Here is a 19,093-nt window from a genome sequence, read left to right on the forward strand (position 1 = left end):
GGCCCCGGTCCCGCCAGGAGCGGGCCGGGGCCGTCGGCGTGTCGTCAGGCCAGCTCGGGGAACCAGAGCGCGATCTCGCGCTTGGCGCTGTCCGCCGAGTCGGAGGCGTGCACCAGGTTCTCCCGGTTCGACAGCGACAGGTCGCCGCGGATGGTGCCGGCGGCGGCCTTGCGGCCGTCGGTGCTGCCGATCATCGCGCGCACCACCTCGATCACCTGGTCGCCGGAGAGCACGAGCGCCACCAGCGGGCCGCTGGTCATGAACGTCTTCAGCGGCGGATAGAACGGCTTGTCGACGTGCTCGGCGTAGTGCTGGTCGGCGAAGCCGCCGTCCATGGTCCGGCTCACCATCGCGTCGATCCGCAGGCCCTTGCGCTCGAAACGGGACAGGATCTCGCCCACCAGACCGCGGCGCACCGCGTCGGGCTTGATCAGTACGAGCGTCCGCTCGTCCGGGCTGCTGCTGGACACGCTGGTTTCCTCCTGCGCACTCAAACGGGGTTCGGCTGGGTACGGTCAGCGTAGCGACCCGGTCCCGGCGCCGGCGCGGCGGCTGCGTCTTCCCTGGCCCGCCGCGGCGGCCTAGCCTGGCCCTGGAACCCCTGGGAGGTCCACTGTGGCGAATGGCGGGAACCGCACGATCGCGCCGGTACGCAAACTGATCGGGGCGGTGCTGGGCACCGTCGCCACCTTCGTGACCGTGTTCGGGCTCGGCATGACCAGCTGGGCCATCGTGGCGCTCGGGGTCGCGCTGCTGGTGCTGGCGATCGCCCTGGCCACGGTACGCGGGGGCGGTCGCACCTGGGTGATCGGCCTGGGGCACGTGCACAGCGCCTCCGAACCACCCACCCAGTACGCGTTCGGCCGGTGCGAGCTGCAACTGGTCATCGACGCGCCCGGCCTGCCGCCCCGCTCGAAGAAGATCATCGAGCCTCGGGTGCCGGTCGCCAAGTGGCCCTCGCTGGGCCAGGCGCTGCCGGTCCGGGTGGCACTCGACGACCAGCGGCACGTGCGCGTGCTCTGGGACGAGGTGCCTACGCACGCGGAGAGCGCCGCCGCGGTCGCCGACCTGCCGCCCGAGTACGCCGCCGAGCCGGATCCGCTGGACGAGCCGCTGATCGCGCAGGAGGCGCCGCCGTGGGCCGGGCGCGCGCCGGAGGACGACTTCCGCGACGACTACCCGCCCGCGCCGGACCCGTACCTGGACGACGTGCCACCCCGGGCCGACGACCGCGAGCCGGTGGTGCTGCACCAGAGCCCCGGCGGCCCGGTGGTGCTGGAGGGGCAGCTCGTCGAACGGGCCGACCGCACGGCCGGCCCCGGCCCGCTCCCCCGCCGCGCCCCGGCACCCCGTTCGCCGGCCGAGGAGCCGCCCGACACGGTGCCGGTCGAGACCGTGCTCGTCGACAGCGGGCCGGCCGACACCCGACCGACCGACACCCGACCGACCGGCACCGCGCCGGCCGACACCGGGCCCGACCCGATCGACCTGCCGCTGGACGACCCCGCGGACGCGCCGCGGCGCTCCGACGCGCCGCCGACCGCCGAGGAGCTGGACGAGGCGATCTTCGGCCCGGCCGGCACGGCCGAACCGGACGAGCTGGCCAGCCCGATCAGCGGCGTCGGCATCACGCTGCTCGTCGCCGACCTGGACCGATCCCTCGACTTCTACCGCGAACTCGGCTTCGACGAGCTGGACCGGGGCGAGGGCAACGCCGTGCTCTCCTCCGGCCCGACCCGGCTGGTGCTGCGCCGGGTGACCGGCGCCGCCCCGATCAGCCGCCGCCTGGTGCACGTCAACCTGGAGGTGGACGACATCCAGGGGGCGTACGAGCGGCTGCGCGACTCCGGCGTCCGGTTCACGTACGCCCCGCGCGTGGTCAACCGGGGCACCAAGCTGGAGGTGTGGGCGGCGGCCTTCCGCGACCCCGACGGCCACGGCGTCGCGCTGACGCAGTGGCGCACGCTCGCCGACGCCTGAGCCGTACGCGGCGGGCCGTCCTCAGCCGAGGATGACCCGCCGCACGTGCAGCGCGTACGCCCACACCAGCGCGAACATCACCCCGAGCGCGAACAGCGACCAGTGCAGCAGCCCGGAGAGCAGCAGCACGCCCTGGATCACGGTGCCGGCGTGCCACGCCCAGGGGCGGCGCATCATGCCGGCGAGCACCACACAGGCGACCGCCAGCGCCACGATCACGCCGATCGCCGCGCCGCTCAGGTCACCGCCGACCACCCGGATCGGCTGGATGGCCAGCAGCAGCACCAGCGCCTCCAGCGACATGGTGCCGGCGCCGAGCCCGCGTACCGCCTTGTCCGGGTTCCGCAGCCCGGACCGGCGGACGCCGTCGGGCTGCTCCGGACCGGTCGCCTGCGGCCCGGCGTCCGGGCGCGGCTCCGGGCCGGCCGGCTGCTCCGGGCCGGTCGGGCGCTGCGGGCCGGTCGGGCGCTGCGGGCCGGTCATCGCTTGAGCAGCCGGCGGGCGTCGGCCACTGTCACCACCGATCCGGTGACCAGCACGCCCACCCCGGACAGCTCGCCCGGCACGTCCGACTCGGCCTCCGCCACCGCCGCCTCGATGGCGTCGGGCATCTCCCGGGCCACCTGCACCCGCTCCGGCCCGAAGATCTCCCGCGCCAGCGCGGCCAGCTCGTCCACCGGCATCGCCCGGGCCGAGCTGTTCTCCGCGACCACGATCGAGTCGAGTACCGGTTCGAGCAGTTCGAGCAGGCTCGCCGCGTCCTTGTCGCCGAGCACCGCCAGCACGCCGACGAGCTTGCTGAACGCGAACTCCTCCTGCACGGCGGCGACGGTGGCGGCCATCCCGTGCGGGTTGTGCGCGCCGTCGAGCAGCACCGTCGGGGCGCTACGCACCCGCTCCAGCCGGCCCGGCGAACTCGTCGCGGCGAAGCCCTCGCGGACCGCCTCGATGTCGAGCTGCCGCCGGGCCCCGGCGCCGAGGAACGCCTCCACGGCGGCCAGCGCCACCGCAGCGTTCTGCGCCTGGTGCGCGCCGTGCAGCGGGATGAAGATCTCCTCGTACACCCCGCCCAGGCCCTGGATGGTCAGCACCTGGCCGCCGACCGCGACCGCGCGGCGCAGCACGCCGAACTCGGCGCCCTCGCGCGCGACGGTGGCGTTGACCTCGGCGCAGCGTTCCAGGATCGGGCGGGCCGCCTCCTCCTCCTGCGCCGCCGCGATCACCGTGGCGCCGGGGTGGATGATGCCCGCCTTGTGCAGCGCGATGTCCTCGATCGTGTCGCCGAGCCACTCGGTGTGGTCCAGCCCGATCGGGGTGATCACGGCGACACCGGCCTGGATCACGTTCGTCGCGTCCTCCGCGCCGCCGAGCCCGACCTCCACCACCGCCACGTCGACCGGGGCGTCGGCGAACGTGGCGAACGCCAGCGCCGTGGTCATGTCGAAGTACGTCAGCGGCTCCGCGAACCGCTGGTCGACCAGCTCGGCCAGCGGCGCGATCTCACGGTACGTGGACACGAACCGGTCCTCGCCCACCGGCTCGCCGTCCAGGCTGATCCGCTCCCGGACGGTCTCCAGGTGCGGGCTGGTGTAGCGCCCGGTGTGCAGCCCGAACGCCCGCAGCAGCGAGTCGATCATCCGGGCCGTCGAGGTCTTTCCGTTGGTGCCGGTCAGGTGGATCGACGGGTACGCGCGCTGCGGGCTGCCCAGCAGGTCGAGCAGGGTCTCGATCTTCTCCAGCTCGAAGTGCATCCGGGTGAAGCCGCGCGCGTTGAGCGCGGCCTCCACCTCGGCGAACTCGGTGCGGTCGTTCACGAGGAAAGCGCCTCCAGGGCGGCGTCGATCCGGACCAGGTCCGCCTCGGCCACCGCCAGCCGCTCGCGGATCTTCGCCACCACCGGCTCGGGCGCCTTGCCGACGAACGCCGGATTGTCCAGCTTCGCCCGCGCCTGGGTGGCCTCCTTCTCGGCCGCCGCCCGGTCCTTGGTGAGCCGGGCGCGCTCGGCGGCCACGTCGATCGAGCCGCGCGTGTCGAGCGCGACGCTCACCGCGCCGGGCATCGCCAGCGTGGCGCTCGCCTGGAAGTCGTCGCCGGGCGCGTCCAGCCGGGCCAGCGAGCGGACCAGCGGTTCGTGCGCCGCGATGCCCGCGCCGGCCAGGCCGTCGAGCCGGGCGACGACCCGCTGGGTCGGCCGCAGCCCCTGGTCCGAGCGGAACCGCCGGACCTCGGTCACCACCCGCTGCAGGGTGCCGACCTCGCCCTCCGCGGCGTCGTCGATCAGGGTACGGTCGGCGACCGGCCAGGACGCCGTCAGCACGGTCTCGCCGCCGCTGAGCGCGGCCCACAGCTCGTCGGTGACGAACGGGATGACCGGGTGCAGCAGCCGCAGGAGCTGGTCCAGCACGTGCCCGAGCACCCGGCGGGTGGCGTCGGCGGCGGGGCCGCCCTCGGTCAGCACCGGCTTGCTCAGCTCCACGTACCAGTCGCAGACGTCGTCCCACGCGAAGTGGTAGAGCAGGTCGCAGACCTTCGCGAACTCGTACGCCTCGAACTGCTCGTCGACCTCGGCGGTGACGTGCGCCAGCCGGGACAGGATCCACCTGTCGACGGTGGAGAGGTCACCGGCGTCCGGCAGCGGGCCGTCGGTGTGCGCGCCGTTGAGCAACGCGAACCGGGTGGCGTTCCAGAGCTTGTTGCAGAAGTTGCGGGAGCCCTGGCACCACTCCTCGCTGACCGGCACGTCCTGGCCGGGGTTGGCGCCCCGGGCCAGCGTGAACCGGGTGGCGTCGGCGCCGAAGCGGTCGATCCAGTCCAGCGGGTCCACCACGTTGCCGAACGACTTCGACATCTTCTTGCCGTGCTCGTCGCGGACCATGCCGTGCAGCGCCACCACGTCGAACGGCTGCACGCCGTCCATCGCGTACAGGCCGAACATCATCATCCGGGCGACCCAGAAGAACAGGATGTCGTAGCCGGTGACCAGCACGCTGGTCGGGTAGAACTTCGCCAGGTCCGGGGTCTGCTCCGGCCAGCCGAGCGTGGAGAACGGCCACAGGCCGCTGGAGAACCAGGTGTCCAGCACGTCCTCGTCCTGCCGCCAGCCCTCGCCGGTCGGCGGCTCCTCGTCCGGGCCGACGCAGACGATCTCGCCGTCCGGGCCGTACCAGACGGGGATGCGGTGACCCCACCAGAGCTGGCGGGAGATGCACCAGTCGTGCATGTTGTCGACCCAGGCGAAGTAGCGCTTGGCCAGCTCGGCCGGCTCGATCTTCACCCGGCCGTCGCGCACCGCGTCACCGGCGGCCTCGGCCAGCGGCGCGGTGTTGACGAACCACTGCAACGACAGCCGCGGCTCGACAGTCGTCTTGCACCGCGAGCAGTGCCCCACCGCGTGCAGGTACGGCCGCTTCTCGGCCACGATCCGGCCCTGCTCACGCAGCGCCGCGACGATCGCCGGGCGGGCCTCGTACCGGTCCAGGCCCTCGAACGGGCCGGGCGCGGTGATGACGCCGCGCTCGTCCATGATCGTCAGCGAGGGCAGGTCGTGCCGCTGGCCGATCTCGAAGTCGTTCGGGTCGTGCGCCGGGGTCACCTTGACCATGCCGGTGCCGAAGCTCGGGTCGACGTGCTCGTCGGCGACGATCGGGATCCGCCGGTCGGTGAGCGGCAGCTCCACCTCGGTGCCGATCAGGTGCCGGTAGCGCTCGTCGTCCGGGTGCACCGCCACCGCGGTGTCGCCGAGCATGGTCTCCGCGCGGGTGGTCGCCACCACGACCTCGTCGCCGTAGCGGATCGAGACCAGCTCACCCTCGTCGTCGGTGTGCTCCACCTCGATGTCGGACAGCGCGGTGAGGCAGCGCGGGCACCAGTTGATGATCCGGTTGGCCCGGTAGATGAGCCCGTCGTCGAAGAGCTTCTTGAACATGGTCTGCACGGCCCGGGACAGGCCCTCGTCCATGGTGAACCGCTCGCGGTCCCAGTCGACCGCGTCGCCGAGGCGGCGCATCTGGCCGAGGATCGCGCCGCCGGACTCGGCCTTCCACTGCCAGACCCGCTCGACGAACTTCTCCCGCCCGAGGTCGTGGCGGGACAGCCCCTCACCGGCGAGCTGCCGCTCGACCAGGTTCTGGGTGGCGATGCCGGCGTGGTCCATGCCCGGCAGCCAGAGCGCCTCGTACCCCTGCATCTTCTTGCGCCGGGTGAGCGCGTCCATGAGGGTGTGCTCGAAGGCGTGACCCATGTGCAGCGAGCCGGTGACGTTCGGCGGCGGGATGACGATGGTGAACGGCGGCTTCTCGCTGTCCGCCGACGCCCGGAAGTGCCCGCCGGCTACCCACTGCTCGTACCGTCGCTGCTCTACCTCGCCGGGCTGGTACTGGCCGGCGAGGGTCGGGGCGTCGGGGCGTCGGGCATCCAGTCTCTCGGTCACCCTGAAAGTCTACGGAGCGCTTTCGGGGACCCGACGTGCACCACCTGTGATTCGCGTACGGTGGCGGTCATGTCCGACGCGCATCTCACCGAGCGCCCGGTCGACGGGGGTTCCGATCCGGTCGAGCTGACCGAAGAGCCGATCGAGCTGAGCCGCCGCGATCCCGCGCAGGAGTCCGAACGCCGTCCCGTCTCGCGGCGCCGGAAGATCGTCCTGGCCGCGCTGCTCGCGGCGGGCCTGGCCGGCGCCGGTGCGCTCGGGCTGGGCGGCTGGCGGGTGCTCCAGCAGAAGGACACCACGCTCGACCAGCCGGCCGAGGTGGCCGGGCTGGTCCGGGACGACAGCGAGCGGGCCCGCAGTACCGCCGACTACCTGCGCGACGGACTGGCCGCCGACATCGAGCTGGACCGCGGCTTCGGCGCCGTCTACTCCGACCGCGGGGACGCCAAGCGTTCGGTGCTGCTGTTCGGCGGCACCACGCTGCTCTGGCAGCCCGAACGCGACCTGGACACCCTGTTCGGCCTGATGGCCGACGAGACCGGCCGGGTCGCCGGGCTGCGCGAGGTGGACGCGGGCCGGCTGGGTGGCGTGATGAAGTGCGGTACGACCAGCGGCGACGGCGGCGACTTCGCGGTGTGCGGGTGGGCCGACCACGGCAGCGTGGTGATGGGCATGTTCCCGGGCCGCCGGGTCGACGACGCGGCAGCGCTGTTCCGCGACATCCGCGAGTCCGTCCAGAGCCGCTGACCCGCGACCTCGGCGCTCACTCGTCCGCGCCGGTACGGCGAGGTGCCCACACGTCTTGCTCGTCCCCGCCACGTCGCCGTGTCGGCGGCCCTCTGTCCCCTCCCATGCCCCAGTTCCGGGGGTAATGGCCGCCCAGCCCTCCTGTTCGGGGAGGTGACTGGATGCCGGGCCGTCCGTTGCCGCCACTTCGGGGAAGTGGCGGGCCGGTTCGCCACCTCGGGGAAGTGGCTGGATCCGCCGCACCTCGCCACCGCCACTTCGGGGAAGTGGCGGGCCGACTCGCCAGTCCGGGGAAGTGGCTGGATCCGGAGCACCTCGGTACCGCCACCTCGGGGGAGTGGCGGCTTGGTTCGGCAGTTCAGGGAAGTGGCGGGCGGTATGGCTAGCCGGTGCGGTGCCGGCAATGGGGTGGGCGGTCCATCGCTCACGCGCGTCCGGGGCCGGCTTTGTGGCCGGTCTGGCGGGGGCGGACGCAATTCAGGGCCACCCCCGTGTGGGGGTGGCCCTGAATTGGAAGATTGTCCGGCGGTGTCCTACTCTCCCACACCCTCCCGAGTGCAGTACCATCGGCGCTGGAGGGCTTAGCTTCCGGGTTCGGAATGTGACCGGGCGTTTCCCCTCCGCCATGACCGCCGTAACTCTATGAACATGTCAACCAACCCAACAACATGGGTGGTGGTTTGTTCAGAGTTGCACAGTGGACGCGTAGCAGCTTAGTAGTCAAGTCCTCGGCCTATTAGTACCGGTCAACTGAACCCGTTACCGGGCTTACATTTCCGGCCTATCAACCCAGTCGTCTAGCTGGGGGCCTTACCCCACAAATGTGGGTGGGATACCTCATCTTGAAGCGAGCTTCCCGCTTAGATGCTTTCAGCGGTTATCCCTTCCGAACGTAGCTAACCAGCCGTGCCCCTGGCGGGACAACTGGCACACCAGAGGTTCGTCCGTCCCGGTCCTCTCGTACTAGGGACAGCCCTTCTCAAGTATCCTACGCGCACGGCGGATAGGGACCGAACTGTCTCACGACGTTCTAAACCCAGCTCGCGTACCGCTTTAATGGGCGAACAGCCCAACCCTTGGGACCTGCTACAGCCCCAGGATGCGACGAGCCGACATCGAGGTGCCAAACCATCCCGTCGATATGGACTCTTGGGGAAGATCAGCCTGTTATCCCCGGGGTACCTTTTATCCGTTGAGCGACACCGCTTCCACATGCCAGTGCCGGATCACTAGTCCCGACTTTCGTCCCTGCTCGACCTGTCAGTCTCACAGTCAAGCTCCCTTGTGCACTTGCACTCAACACCTGATTGCCAACCAGGCTGAGGGAACCTTTGGGCGCCTCCGTTACCCTTTAGGAGGCAACCGCCCCAGTTAAACTACCCACCAGACACTGTCCCTGAACCGGATAACGGTCCGAAGTTAGATACCCAAATCAACCAGAGTGGTATTTCAAGATTGCCTCCACCCATACTGGCGTATGGACTTCACCGGCTCCCACCTATCCTACACAAGCTAATTCAGATACCAATGTCAAGCTATAGTAAAGGTCCCGGGGTCTTTCCGTCCTGCCGCGCGTAACGAGCATCTTTACTCGTAATGCAATTTCGCCGGGCCTGTGGTTGAGACAGTGGGGAAGTCGTTACGCCATTCGTGCAGGTCGGAACTTACCCGACAAGGAATTTCGCTACCTTAGGATGGTTATAGTTACCACCGCCGTTTACTGGCGCTTAAGTTCTCCGCTTCGCCCCGAAGAGCTAACAGGTCCCCTTAACGTTCCAGCACCGGGCAGGCGTCAGTCCATATACATCGAATTACTTCTTCGCATGGACCTGTGTTTTTAGTAAACAGTCGCTTCCCCCTGCTCTCTGCGGCCATACAACGCTCCACCCGCGCGGGGCTTCACGTCTCCGGCCCCCCTTCTCCCTAAGTTACGGGGGCAATTTGCCGAGTTCCTTAACCACAGTTCGCCCGATCGCCTCGGTATTCTCTACCTGACCACCTGTGTCGGTTTGGGGTACGGGCCGCTAAGAACTCGCTAGAGGCTTTTCTCGGCAGCATAGGATCACTGACTTCACCTGAATCGGCTCGGCATCACGTCTCAGCCCTAGTGGTGTGCGGATTTGCCTACACACCGGCCTACACGCTTACCCCGGCACAACCACCGGCCGGGCTCAGCTACCTTCCTGCGTCACCCCATCGCTTGACTACTACCCGCCAGGTTCCCACGCTCCCCACCATTGGTCCGAAGACCGCCGGCAGCTCGGGTGGTTAGCACAACGAGGTTCGTCAGGGTCGCTCTTTCGCGGGTACGGGAATATCAACCCGTTGTCCATCGACTACGCCTCTCGGCCTCGCCTTAGGTCCCGACTCACCCAGGGCGGATTAGCCTGGCCCTGGAACCCTTGGTCATCCGGCGGAAGGGTTTCTCACCCTTCTTTCGCTACTCATGCCTGCATTCTCACTCGTGCCGCGTCCACAACTGGGTCACCCCGCTGCTTCACCCCCGGCACGACGCTCCCCTACCCATCCACACACCTGCACCCGGCATCAAGGCCAGGCGAAGTTATTATGTGAATGCCACAGCTTCGGCGGTGTGCTTGAGCCCCGCTACATTGTCGGCGCGGAACCACTTGACCAGTGAGCTATTACGCACTCTTTAAAGGGTGGCTGCTTCTAAGCCAACCTCCTGGTTGTCTATGCGACCCCACATCCTTTTCCACTTAGCACACGCTTAGGGGCCTTAGCTGGTGATCTGGGCTGTTTCCCTCTCGACTACGAAGCTTATCCCCCGCAGTCTCACTGCCGCGCTCTCACTTACCGGCATTCGGAGTTTGGCTGATTTCGGTAAGCTTGTGGGCCCCCTAGACCATCCAGTGCTCTACCTCCGGCAAGAAACACGCGACGCTGCACCTAAATGCATTTCGGGGAGAACCAGCTATCACGGAGTTTGATTGGCCTTTCACCCCTAACCACAGGTCATCCCCCAACTTTTCAACGTTGGTGGGTTCGGCCCTCCACGCGGTCTTACCCGCGCTTCAGCCTGCCCATGGCTAGATCACTCCGCTTCGGGTCTAGAGCATGCGACTAAAAACGCCCTATTCAGACTCGCTTTCGCTACGGCTCCCCCACACGGGTTAACCTCGCCACATGCCACTAACTCGCAGGCTCATTCTTCAAAAGGCACGCCGTCACCCCGCAAGGCTCCGACGGATTGTAGGCGAACGGTTTCAGGTACTATTTCACTCCCCTCCCGGGGTACTTTTCACCATTCCCTCACGGTACTCGTCCGCTATCGGTCACCAGGAAGTATTTAGGCTTACCAGGTGGTCCTGGCAGATTCACGGCAGATTTCAGGAGTCCGCCGCTACTCGGGAACACCCACAGAAGACCAGCAGCTTTCACCTACCGGACTATCACCGTCTACGGTCAGCCATTCCAGACTGTTCGACTAACCACTGGCTTTGTAACTCCTCGAACAAGTGTCAGCTTGTTCAGCAGGGTCCCACAACCCCGACCACGCAACCCCTGACAGGTATCACACGCCGCCGGTTTAGCCTCAATCCGCTTTCGCTCGCCACTACTCACGGAATCACTATTTGTTTTCTCTTCCTACGGGTACTGAGATGTTTCACTTCCCCGCGTTCCCCCCACACACCCTATGTGTTCAGGTGCGGGTGACATCACATGACTGATGCCGGGTTTCCCCATTCGGACACCCTGGGATCACAGCTTGGTTGACAGCTCCCCCAGGCCTATCGCGGCCTCCCACGTCCTTCATCGGCTCCTGGTGCCAAGGCATCCACCGTTCGCCCTTGACAACTTGACCACAAAGATGCTCGCGTCCACTGTGCAATTCTCAACAAACAACCAACCCACAACCCACAGCCCCACACCAGAACCCGACAACCCGCCGGCGGTATGCGAGACCAGGCCATGCCTGGCGCCTCCACCCCCGGGAACACCGTCCACAGGGGCATCTCAAGGCTCTGAAAAAACAACCACTCGGGTTGTTCTTTCAGGACCCAACAGGGTGCTTACATCCCGCGCCAGCCGCACCAGGTTCTCGTTCCCACCACCCCGAAGAGCAGCTGTACTAGAAGAACCAGGCCGTTGCCGGCGCCGAACTTGCCAGTGTCTCCGCCATCTGAGCACCCCGACCCGACATTCGCGGGCCGCGGGCTCCATACCACCTTTCGGTGGATGGTGCTCCTTAGAAAGGAGGTGATCCAGCCGCACCTTCCGGTACGGCTACCTTGTTACGACTTCGTCCCAATCGCCAGCCCCACCTTCGACGGCTCCCTCCACAAGGGTTGGGCCACCGGCTTCGGGTGTTGCCGACTTTCGTGACGTGACGGGCGGTGTGTACAAGGCCCGGGAACGTATTCACCGCAGCGTTGCTGATCTGCGATTACTAGCGACTCCGACTTCACGGGGTCGAGTTGCAGACCCCGATCCGAACTGAGACCGGCTTTTTGGGATTCGCTCCACCTCACGGTATCGCAGCCCATTGTACCGGCCATTGTAGCATGCGTGAAGCCCTGGACATAAGGGGCATGATGACTTGACGTCATCCCCACCTTCCTCCGAGTTGACCCCGGCAGTCTTCGATGAGTCCCCGCCATAACGCGCTGGCAACATCGAACGAGGGTTGCGCTCGTTGCGGGACTTAACCCAACATCTCACGACACGAGCTGACGACAGCCATGCACCACCTGTGACCGCCCCCGAAGGACCTGCCATCTCTGACAGTTTTGCGGCCATGTCAAACCCAGGTAAGGTTCTTCGCGTTGCATCGAATTAATCCGCATGCTCCGCCGCTTGTGCGGGCCCCCGTCAATTCCTTTGAGTTTTAGCCTTGCGGCCGTACTCCCCAGGCGGGGCGCTTAATGCGTTAGCTGCGGCACAGGGAACCGGAGAGGCCCCCCACACCTAGCGCCCAACGTTTACAGCGTGGACTACCAGGGTATCTAATCCTGTTCGCTCCCCACGCTTTCGCTCCTCAGCGTCAGTATCGGCCCAGAGACCCGCCTTCGCCACCGGTGTTCCTCCTGATATCTGCGCATTTCACCGCTACACCAGGAATTCCAGTCTCCCCTACCGAACTCTAGCCTGCCCGTATCGACTGCAGGCCCGCAGTTGAGCTGCGGGTTTTCACAGTCGACGCGACAAGCCGCCTACGAGCTCTTTACGCCCAATAAATCCGGACAACGCTCGCGCCCTACGTCTTACCGCGGCTGCTGGCACGTAGTTGGCCGGCGCTTCTTCTGCAGGTACCGTCACTTACGCTTCGTCCCTGCTGAAAGAGGTTTACAACCCGAAGGCCGTCATCCCTCACGCGGCGTCGCTGCATCAGGCTTCCGCCCATTGTGCAATATTCCCCACTGCTGCCTCCCGTAGGAGTCTGGGCCGTGTCTCAGTCCCAGTGTGGCCGGTCGCCCTCTCAGGCCGGCTACCCGTCGTCGCCTTGGTAGGCCATCACCCCACCAACAAGCTGATAGGCCGCGAGCCCATCCCAAGCCGAAAAACTTTCCACCAAACACCATGCGGTGCAAGGTCATATTCGGTATTAGCCCCGGTTTCCCGGGGTTATCCCAAAGCCTGGGGCAGGTTGCTCACGTGTTACTCACCCGTTCGCCGCTCGAGTACCCCGAAGGGCCTTTCCGCTCGACTTGCATGTGTTAAGCACGCCGCCAGCGTTCGTCCTGAGCCAGGATCAAACTCTCCAACAAAAACTTGTCGAACAGCATCCTGACAACAAAAGTGTTGCCAAAGGAATCCCAACCAGCCAGACAACAGCCTGACCAGTCCGGGGTATAAAACAATTGGCACTGGCTTTACAAGCACCCTGTTGAGTTCTCAAAGAACAACCACACACCAACCAGAAGCCCCGCGCTAGCGGAACCCCCGTTTGGGGCAACCTCTCCAACCTACTCGGTCTTACTTCCGTCGTCAACCTCGTGTTCGAGGTGATCAACTTGGTTCGACCAGACCCACGCTGACGCTCACCGTTTCCGGTGGTCGCTGCTCTCGTGGGTTTCGGCGGACCGGCCGGCGTCGCTCTCGCAACCACCCGCCCGGCTCCCTGCCGGCTTTCGAACTCTACCCGGTCGGCTTCGCATTCGCAACTCCGTGTCCCGGAGTGTCGAGCACCGCCCGAATCTCAGTCTGGCTCGGCGTCACCGCCACCAGCCTGGCGCCCGCTCTCGGCCGGTTTGCCCGGCCTCCCGCGTGCAGAGAGAAAGTTACGCGGACCCGCCTCGGAAGGCAAATCAATGATCGTCATTGGGCGAGCGCGACCGTCCCCAGGAGGGCCACTGCCGAAGGAGGACGCCGGGAGCGGCGCCGTGCCAGAGTGGTCGGCATGGATGATCCGTCCCCGGTCCCGGCCGTCGCCGAGGACGCTCTGCTCGGCCTCCTGCTGCCGTTCTGGCAGTTGGTGATCGGGGCCGTCGTGCTCGCCGTACTGCTGCTGTCGGTCAGACGCCTGGCCCGGCGCGGCCCCTCCCGGATGACGACCGCCCTGCTGATCACCGCGGCGGCGATCGCCGGGATCGCCGCACTGGGCCTGCTGTTCGGAAGCTGACCGCGGTCAGAGCCGGCGGTTGGCGAGGCTGGGCAGCTCGCTGCGGATCGTCCGCAGCCGCTCCAGGTCGATCTCGGTGACGGCCAACCCCGGACCGTCGCCGACCTGACTCAGCACCGTCCCCCACGGGTCGACCACCATGCTGCGTCCGAAGCAGGTCCGGCCGGGGTCGTGGTCACCGGTCTGGCCCGCCGCCGCCACGAAGCACTGGTTCTCGATCGCCCGTGCCCGCAGCAGAACCTCCCAGTGGTCCCGCCCGGTGTGCATCATGAACGCCGCCGGCACGACGAGCAGTTCGGCGCCGCCGTCGGTCGCGAGCTGCCGGTACAACTCCGGGAACCGCAGGTCGTAACAGATGGACAGGCCCACCCGGAGGCCCTCCACGTCGACCACAACGGGCTTCTCGCCGGGCGCGACGGTTGCCGACTCCAGGTAGGAGACCCGACCGGGGATCTCCACGTCGTACAGATGGATCTTCCGGTACGCGGCGGCGAGCGCGCCCTCGCGGTCGAACACCAGCGAGGTGTTCCAGGTGTGCGCCGGGTCCGGACCGGCCTCGTGGAACGAGCCGGCGATCACCCACATGCCCAACCGGCGGGCGGTCTCCGCGAAGAAGCGCCCCACCGTGCCGTCGACCGGCTCAGCGGGCGGCATCCGGTCGGCGTGACCGAGGTAGTCGACGTACTCCGGAAGCAGGGCGAGATCCGCGCCGGCCGCCGCGGCCCTGACCAGCAGGGCCTCGGCGGCGGCGAGGTTCGCCGCCCGGTCGTCGCGGGCGTTGAGCTGGCAGACGGCGACGCGCATGACCCGAGGGTACGGGCGGAAGCGGGCGCGCGACAGGGCTCAGACGCTGGACAGGACGAGCGCTGCCGCGGCGAAGCCGAGCCCCGCGACCTGTGCCGGCCGGAGTCGTTCCCGGTCGACGGCGAGCGCGAGCAGGACGGTGCTCGCCGGGTAGAGCGAGGCGATGGCGGCCACCACGCTCAGGTGTCCCCGGCCCGCCGCGGCGAGGAAGAGCGCGTTCGCGGCGGAGTCGAGCAGGCCGGCCGCCGCGGCCCAGCCGAGGACCCGCCGTCCCAGGCGCAGTCGTGCGCCGGTGCGGACGGCGAGCGCGAGGCCGAACGCGATCGAGCTGACGCGTACCGCCAGGACCGGCCACATGCCGGCGGCCTCGTCGGCCTGGCCGAGCAGCGCGAAGAAGATGCCGAAGAGCAGTCCGGCGGCCAGCGCCATGCCGAGCACGCGGCCGGAGACGCGGCGCGCCGCGCCGCGCTCCCCCAGGCTGACCAGGCCGATGGCGACCACGGCGAGCCCGGCGCCGCCGAGCGCGACGGCACCCGGGGAGTGGGCGAGGACCAGGCCGGCGACGATCGGCACGATCGCCGCGGTGATCGCGGTGACCGGGGCGACGACGGCCATCACGCCGGTGGCAAGCGCGCGGTAGAGCAGCATGACGCCACCCGCGCCCGCCACGCCGGCGAGCAGTCCCCATCCCAGGTCGAGCGGGCTCGGCGAGCCGGGCACCACGAGGACGAGGACGAGCAGCAGCGGAACGCTGAGGATCTGCGACACCACTGTCACGGCGATCGGGTCGGCGCGCCGGGACGCCTTGCCGCCGGCGAAGTCGGCGGTGCCGAAGGCGAGCGCGGACACGGCGGCGAGGACAATGGGGAGCACCCCGCAGTCGTACCACAATAGTGACCGTGAAGGACAGTGTGATGACCGACGCAAGCGGACGGGTCGGCGCGGTGACCTCCGCTGTCGCCCGTCAGGTACGTGAGCTACGCGCCGCCCGTGGCTGGTCGTTCGAGGAACTGGCCGGCCGGTCCGGGGTCAGCAAGGGCATGCTGGTGCAGATCGAGGGCGCCCGGACCAACCCCAGCATCGGCACGCTCTGCCGGGTCGCCGACGCGTTCGGCGTCAGCATCGCCCGGCTGCTGGAGCCCGCCGAGGAGAGCACCGTACGGGTCAGCGCGGCGGAGGAGGCGCCGGTGCTGTGGCGCGGCCCCCACGGCGGCCTCGCGCGTCTGCTCAGTGGGCTCGGCGAACCCGACCTGGTCGAGCTGTGGGACTGGCGGATGGAACCCGGGGAGGCGCTGCAGTCCCCCGACCACGCCCACGGCACCCGGGAGATCCTGCACGTGCTCAACGGCGCCGCCACTGTCACAGTCGACGGCGTCGACCACGAGGTACGCGCCGGCGAGACTGTCGAGTTCCACGCCGACCGGGAACACGGCTACCGCACGACCGGTGACGGGCCGGTGCGCCTGATGATGGTGGTGGTCACCCCGTCGGGCGAATGGGACCGGCGGACCCGCTCACGCGGACCGCGCCCGGGCTGACCCGGGCGCGGTCGCGAACGGCAGGTCAGGCCGACTTCTCCTCGCGGTCCCGCCGGCGCCGGCCGGTGAACTCGCGGGGCACGATCGTCGGGTTGACGTTCTCCAGGACGACCTCGCGGGTGATCAGCACCCGAGCGGCGTCGGGGTTGCTCGGCACCTCGTACATCACGGAGAGGAGCACCTCTTCCATGATCGCCCGCAGGCCGCGGGCGCCGGTGCCGCGGAGCATGGCCTGGTCGGCGATGGCCTCCAGCGCGGGCGGCTCGAACTCCAGCTCGACGCCGTCCAGCTCGAACAGGCGCTGGTACTGCCGGACCAGCGCGTTGCGCGGCTCGGTCAGGATCCGCACCAGGGCCGAGCGGTCGAGGCTGCGCACGTTGGTGATCACCGGAAGCCGGCCGATGAACTCGGGGATGAGCCCGAACTTCAGCATGTCCTCCGGCATGACCTGGCTGAAGATGTCGTCGGTCGACCGCTCGGACACCGACCGGAGCCGGGCGCCGAAGCCGGTGCCGCCGGAGCCGGTGCGTGCCTCGATGATCTGGTCGAGCCCGGCGAAGGCGCCACCGCAGATGAACAGCACGTTCGTGGTGTCGATCTGGATGAACTCCTGGTGCGGGTGCTTACGCCCGCCCTGCGGCGGCACGTTGGCGACAGTGCCTTCGAGCATCTTCAGCAGCGCCTGCTGCACACCCTCGCCGGAGACGTCGCGGGTGATCGACGGGTTCTCCGACTTACGGGCGATCTTGTCGACCTCGTCGATGTAGATGATGCCGGTCTCGGCGCGCTTGATGTCGTAGTCGGCGGCCTGGATGAGCTTCAGCAGGATGTTCTCGACGTCCTCACCGACGTAGCCCGCCTCGGTGAGCGCGGTGGCGTCGGCGATCGCGAACGGGACGTTGAGCATCCGGGCGAGCGTCTGCGCCAGGTGCGTCTTGCCGCAGCCGGTCGGGCCGAGCAGCAGGATGTTCGACTTGGCCAGCTCGACGCCGTCGGTGCCGGAGCCCGGCGCGCCGGCCGCCTCGGCCTGGATCCGCTTGTAGTGGTTGTAGACCGCGACGGCGAGCGCCTTCTTGGCCTGCTCCTGACCGACGACGTAGTTGTCGAGGAACTGGCAGATCTCCATCGGCTTGGGAAGCTCTTCCCACTTCACCTCGCCGGACTCGGCCAGCTCCTCTTCGATGATCTCGTTACAGAGATCGATGCACTCGTCGCAGATGTAGACACCAGGGCCCGCGATGAGCTTCTTGACCTGCTTCTGCGACTTGCCACAGAAGGAGCACTTGAGTAGGTCGCCGCCGTCACCGATCCGTGCCACCTACGTTCTCCCTGCACTCGTCGGCCGGAACGCCGGCCCTGACCTGCGGGCGCCGGAGCGCCCGTCCGTCCTGTCGTCCCACCATGCTGTCGGCTCCACCTGATCCGACCGGCGGAGCGGTACAGACCCGACGTTACCCGGTGGCCGGGTTTTCTCCGACCCCCAAAACGGGTGTGTCAGAGGTCGACCGGGAACGATACCCCGACCGACCTCCGACCACACGTTGCTCAGCCCGCGGCGTGCGACGCCAGCAGACCCTTCTTGCGGCTGGTCAGGATCGTGTCGACCAGCCCGTACTCCTTGGACTCCTCGGCCGTCATGATCTTGTCACGGTCGATGTCCTTGCGAACCTGCTCGATCGGGCGGTTGCAGTGCCGGGACAGCATGTCCTCCAGCTGCGTCCGCATCCGCAGGATCTCCCGCGCCTGGATCTCGATGTCCGAGCCCTGACCGTAGCCACCCTCGGTGGCCGGCTGGTGGATGATGATCCGGGAGTTGGGCAGCGCCATCCGCTTGCCCGGGGTGCCCGCGGAGAGCAGCACCGCCGCCGCGCTCGCCGCCTGCCCGAGGCAGACGGTCTGGATGTCCGGGCGGACGTACTGCATGGTGTCGTAGATCGCCGTCATGGCGGTGAAGGAGCCACCGGGCGAGTTGATGTACATGATGATGTCGCGGTCCGGGTCGGTGCCCTCCAGCGTCAGCAGCTGGGCCATCACGTCGTTGGCCGACGCGTCGTCCACCTGCACGCCGAGGAAGATGATCCGGTCCTCGAAGAGCTTGTTGTACGGGTTGGACTCCTTCATCCCGTACGACGTGCGCTCGACGAACGACGGCAGGACGTAGCGGTTGTGCACAGCCGCGAACTGGGGCGGCAGGCTCAGGTCGGTCATCGTCAGCTCCTCGGTCAGCTCAGGGTCCCGGCGCCATCCGGAACCTGCGCGGCCCCGATGATCACCTTGTCGATGAAGCCGTAGTCCATGGCCTCCTGGGCGGTGAACCAGCGGTCACGGTCCGAGTCCGCCTCGATCTGCGCCTGGGACTGGCCGGTGTGGAACGCGACCCGCTCCTGGAACATCCGCTTGGTGTAGAGCATCTGCTCGGCCTGGATCGCGATGTCCGACGCGGTGCCGCCGAGGCCACCCGACGGCTGGTGCATCATGATCCGCGCGTGCGGCAGGGCGTAGCGCTTGCCCTTGGTGCCCGCGCAGAGCAGCAGCTGGCCCATCGAGGCGGCCATGCCCATCGCCACGGTCGAGACGTCGTTGTCGATGTACTGCATGGTGTCGTAGATCGCCATGCCGGAGTAGACCGAGCCACCCGGCGAGTTGATCCAGAGGAAGATGTCGCGGTCCGGGTCCTCCGCGGCGAGCAGCAGGAGCTGCGCGCAGATGCGGTTGGCCACCTGGTCGTTCACCTCGCTGCCCAGGAAGATGATCCGTTCCTTGAGCAACCGGTTGTAGACCGAGTCGTCGAGGTTGCCAATGGAGTCGCCACCGCGGGCCTCGTTCACCCGGAGCGACTTCTTGGGGATGTGCATGTCGGTCATGGCAGCCCTTCGCTCTCCGTACCGTCCTACCCGACACTAACCGCTCAGCCGGGAGGCGTACTCCCGGTCGGGGCACTGTTCGCTCTCAGCGCAGTCACCCGCACGGCGTACCCCGGAAAGGGTTTCGGCCGCCCCCCGGCGCGCAGCG

Annotated in this window: 13 protein-coding genes and 3 rRNA genes; 4 read left to right on the forward strand and 12 right to left on the reverse strand. The window is 67.8% G+C overall.

The window, feature by feature from the left end; all coding sequences use genetic code 11:
• Positions 1-44: 44 nt before the first annotated feature.
• Positions 45-470, reverse strand: coding sequence for a nucleoside-diphosphate kinase (gene ndk, locus ACN27D_RS06460; RefSeq protein ID WP_120573615.1), 426 nt, complete (start codon positions 468-470; stop codon positions 45-47).
• A 145-nt stretch (positions 471-615) separates the two neighbouring features.
• Between ndk and ACN27D_RS06465 the strand changes: the two genes are divergently transcribed.
• Entirely contained in the window at positions 616-1,980 is a 1,365-nt protein-coding gene (locus ACN27D_RS06465) for a VOC family protein (RefSeq protein WP_121686397.1), read from the forward strand.
• A 21-nt stretch (positions 1,981-2,001) separates the two neighbouring features.
• On the opposite strand, the gene ACN27D_RS06470 is transcribed toward ACN27D_RS06465, so the two are convergent.
• Genes ACN27D_RS06470 through ACN27D_RS06480 form a run of 3 tightly spaced genes read right to left on the reverse strand, consistent with a single transcriptional unit; the run spans position 2,002 to position 6,409 of the window.
• Positions 2,002-2,463 carry a DUF4233 domain-containing protein gene (locus tag ACN27D_RS06470; protein WP_393159647.1) on the reverse strand — a complete coding sequence of 154 codons (462 nt, stop codon included), beginning with the start codon at positions 2,461-2,463 and terminating at the stop codon, positions 2,002-2,004.
• Positions 2,460-3,731: a bifunctional folylpolyglutamate synthase/dihydrofolate synthase gene (locus ACN27D_RS06475; protein ID WP_421501115.1), complete on the reverse strand. Its 1,272-nt coding sequence runs from the start codon at positions 3,729-3,731 to the stop codon at positions 2,460-2,462. The genes ACN27D_RS06470 and ACN27D_RS06475 overlap by 4 nt, the downstream gene beginning before the upstream one ends.
• 59 nt (positions 3,732-3,790) lie before the next feature.
• Positions 3,791-6,409 carry a valine--tRNA ligase gene (locus tag ACN27D_RS06480; RefSeq protein ID WP_421498757.1) on the reverse strand — a complete coding sequence of 873 codons (2,619 nt, stop codon included), beginning with the start codon at positions 6,407-6,409 and terminating at the stop codon, positions 3,791-3,793.
• 69 nt (positions 6,410-6,478) lie between these two features.
• On the opposite strand from ACN27D_RS06480, the gene ACN27D_RS06485 reads away from it, so the two are divergent.
• Positions 6,479-7,156 carry a hypothetical protein gene (locus ACN27D_RS06485; protein ID WP_421498758.1) on the forward strand — a complete coding sequence of 226 codons (678 nt, stop codon included), beginning with the start codon at positions 6,479-6,481 and terminating at the stop codon, positions 7,154-7,156.
• Between the two features lie 520 nt (positions 7,157-7,676).
• Here ACN27D_RS06485 and rrf read toward each other — a convergent pair.
• The 3 genes from rrf to ACN27D_RS06500 form a co-directional block, all read right to left on the reverse strand.
• Positions 7,677-7,793: ribosomal RNA gene (rrf, locus tag ACN27D_RS06490) — 5S ribosomal RNA — on the reverse strand.
• Between the two features lie 79 nt (positions 7,794-7,872).
• Positions 7,873-10,982: ribosomal RNA gene (locus tag ACN27D_RS06495) — 23S ribosomal RNA — on the reverse strand.
• 388 nt (positions 10,983-11,370) lie between these two features.
• Positions 11,371-12,885: ribosomal RNA gene (locus ACN27D_RS06500) — 16S ribosomal RNA — on the reverse strand.
• The 16S, 23S and 5S rRNA genes sit together here, the layout of an rRNA operon.
• Positions 12,886-13,517: 632 nt before the next feature.
• Here ACN27D_RS06500 and ACN27D_RS06505 point away from each other — a divergent pair.
• The gene (locus ACN27D_RS06505) at positions 13,518-13,739 is read left to right on the forward strand and encodes a hypothetical protein (protein ID WP_091423357.1); all 222 of its coding nucleotides are present in this window, start codon (positions 13,518-13,520) and stop codon (positions 13,737-13,739) included.
• Positions 13,740-13,745: 6 nt separating this feature from the next.
• On the opposite strand, the gene ACN27D_RS06510 is transcribed toward ACN27D_RS06505, so the two are convergent.
• Positions 13,746-14,543: a carbon-nitrogen hydrolase family protein gene (locus ACN27D_RS06510; RefSeq protein WP_357896923.1), complete on the reverse strand. Its 798-nt coding sequence runs from the start codon at positions 14,541-14,543 to the stop codon at positions 13,746-13,748.
• 39 nt (positions 14,544-14,582) lie between these two features.
• The gene (locus ACN27D_RS06515; RefSeq protein ID WP_120574193.1) at positions 14,583-15,416 is read right to left on the reverse strand and encodes an EamA family transporter; all 834 of its coding nucleotides are present in this window, start codon (positions 15,414-15,416) and stop codon (positions 14,583-14,585) included.
• A 41-nt stretch (positions 15,417-15,457) separates the two neighbouring features.
• Here ACN27D_RS06515 and ACN27D_RS06520 point away from each other — a divergent pair, with 41 nt between their 5' ends.
• Positions 15,458-16,081 (forward strand): helix-turn-helix domain-containing protein, encoded by a 624-nt coding sequence (locus ACN27D_RS06520; protein ID WP_421498759.1) that lies wholly within the window; start codon positions 15,458-15,460, stop codon positions 16,079-16,081.
• 25 nt (positions 16,082-16,106) lie between these two features.
• Here the strand turns inward: ACN27D_RS06520 and clpX are convergent, their stop codons facing one another.
• From clpX to ACN27D_RS06535, 3 genes are all read right to left on the reverse strand, one after another.
• Positions 16,107-17,399 carry an ATP-dependent Clp protease ATP-binding subunit ClpX gene (clpX, locus tag ACN27D_RS06525; protein ID WP_091423211.1) on the reverse strand — a complete coding sequence of 431 codons (1,293 nt, stop codon included), beginning with the start codon at positions 17,397-17,399 and terminating at the stop codon, positions 16,107-16,109.
• Positions 17,400-17,626: 227 nt separating this feature from the next.
• A complete protein-coding gene (locus ACN27D_RS06530; RefSeq protein WP_013288034.1) occupies positions 17,627-18,289 on the reverse strand; it encodes an ATP-dependent Clp protease proteolytic subunit in 663 nt (220 codons plus the stop codon).
• 14 nt (positions 18,290-18,303) lie between these two features.
• On the reverse strand, positions 18,304-18,945 hold the full coding sequence (locus ACN27D_RS06535) for an ATP-dependent Clp protease proteolytic subunit (protein WP_013288035.1): 642 nt from the start codon (positions 18,943-18,945) through the stop codon (positions 18,304-18,306).
• Positions 18,946-19,093: the final 148 nt, after the last annotated feature.

The organism is Micromonospora sp. WMMD1274 (assembly GCF_049179035.1).
GTDB classification, from domain to species: domain Bacteria; phylum Actinomycetota; class Actinomycetes; order Mycobacteriales; family Micromonosporaceae; genus Micromonospora; species Micromonospora tulbaghiae.

What these genes read in the sequence shown, in the direction of transcription:
- ACN27D_RS06470 (WP_393159647.1), bottom strand. Translation starts at nt 2,463, where the DNA reads ATGACCGGCCCGCAGCGCCCGACCGGCCCGCAGCGCCCGACCGGCCCG.
- ACN27D_RS06475 (WP_421501115.1), bottom strand. Translation starts at nt 3,731, where the DNA reads ATGCACTTCGAGCTGGAGAAGATCGAGACCCTGCTCGACCTGCTGGGC.
- ACN27D_RS06485 (WP_421498758.1), top strand. Translation starts at nt 6,479, where the DNA reads ATGTCCGACGCGCATCTCACCGAGCGCCCGGTCGACGGGGGTTCCGAT.
- ACN27D_RS06505 (WP_091423357.1), top strand. Translation starts at nt 13,518, where the DNA reads ATGGATGATCCGTCCCCGGTCCCGGCCGTCGCCGAGGACGCTCTGCTC.
- ACN27D_RS06510 (WP_357896923.1), bottom strand. Translation starts at nt 14,543, where the DNA reads ATGCGCGTCGCCGTCTGCCAGCTCAACGCCCGCGACGACCGGGCGGCG.
- ACN27D_RS06520 (WP_421498759.1), top strand. Translation starts at nt 15,458, where the DNA reads ATGACCGACGCAAGCGGACGGGTCGGCGCGGTGACCTCCGCTGTCGCC.
- ACN27D_RS06530 (WP_013288034.1), bottom strand. Translation starts at nt 18,289, where the DNA reads ATGACCGACCTGAGCCTGCCGCCCCAGTTCGCGGCTGTGCACAACCGC.
- ACN27D_RS06535 (WP_013288035.1), bottom strand. Translation starts at nt 18,945, where the DNA reads ATGACCGACATGCACATCCCCAAGAAGTCGCTCCGGGTGAACGAGGCC.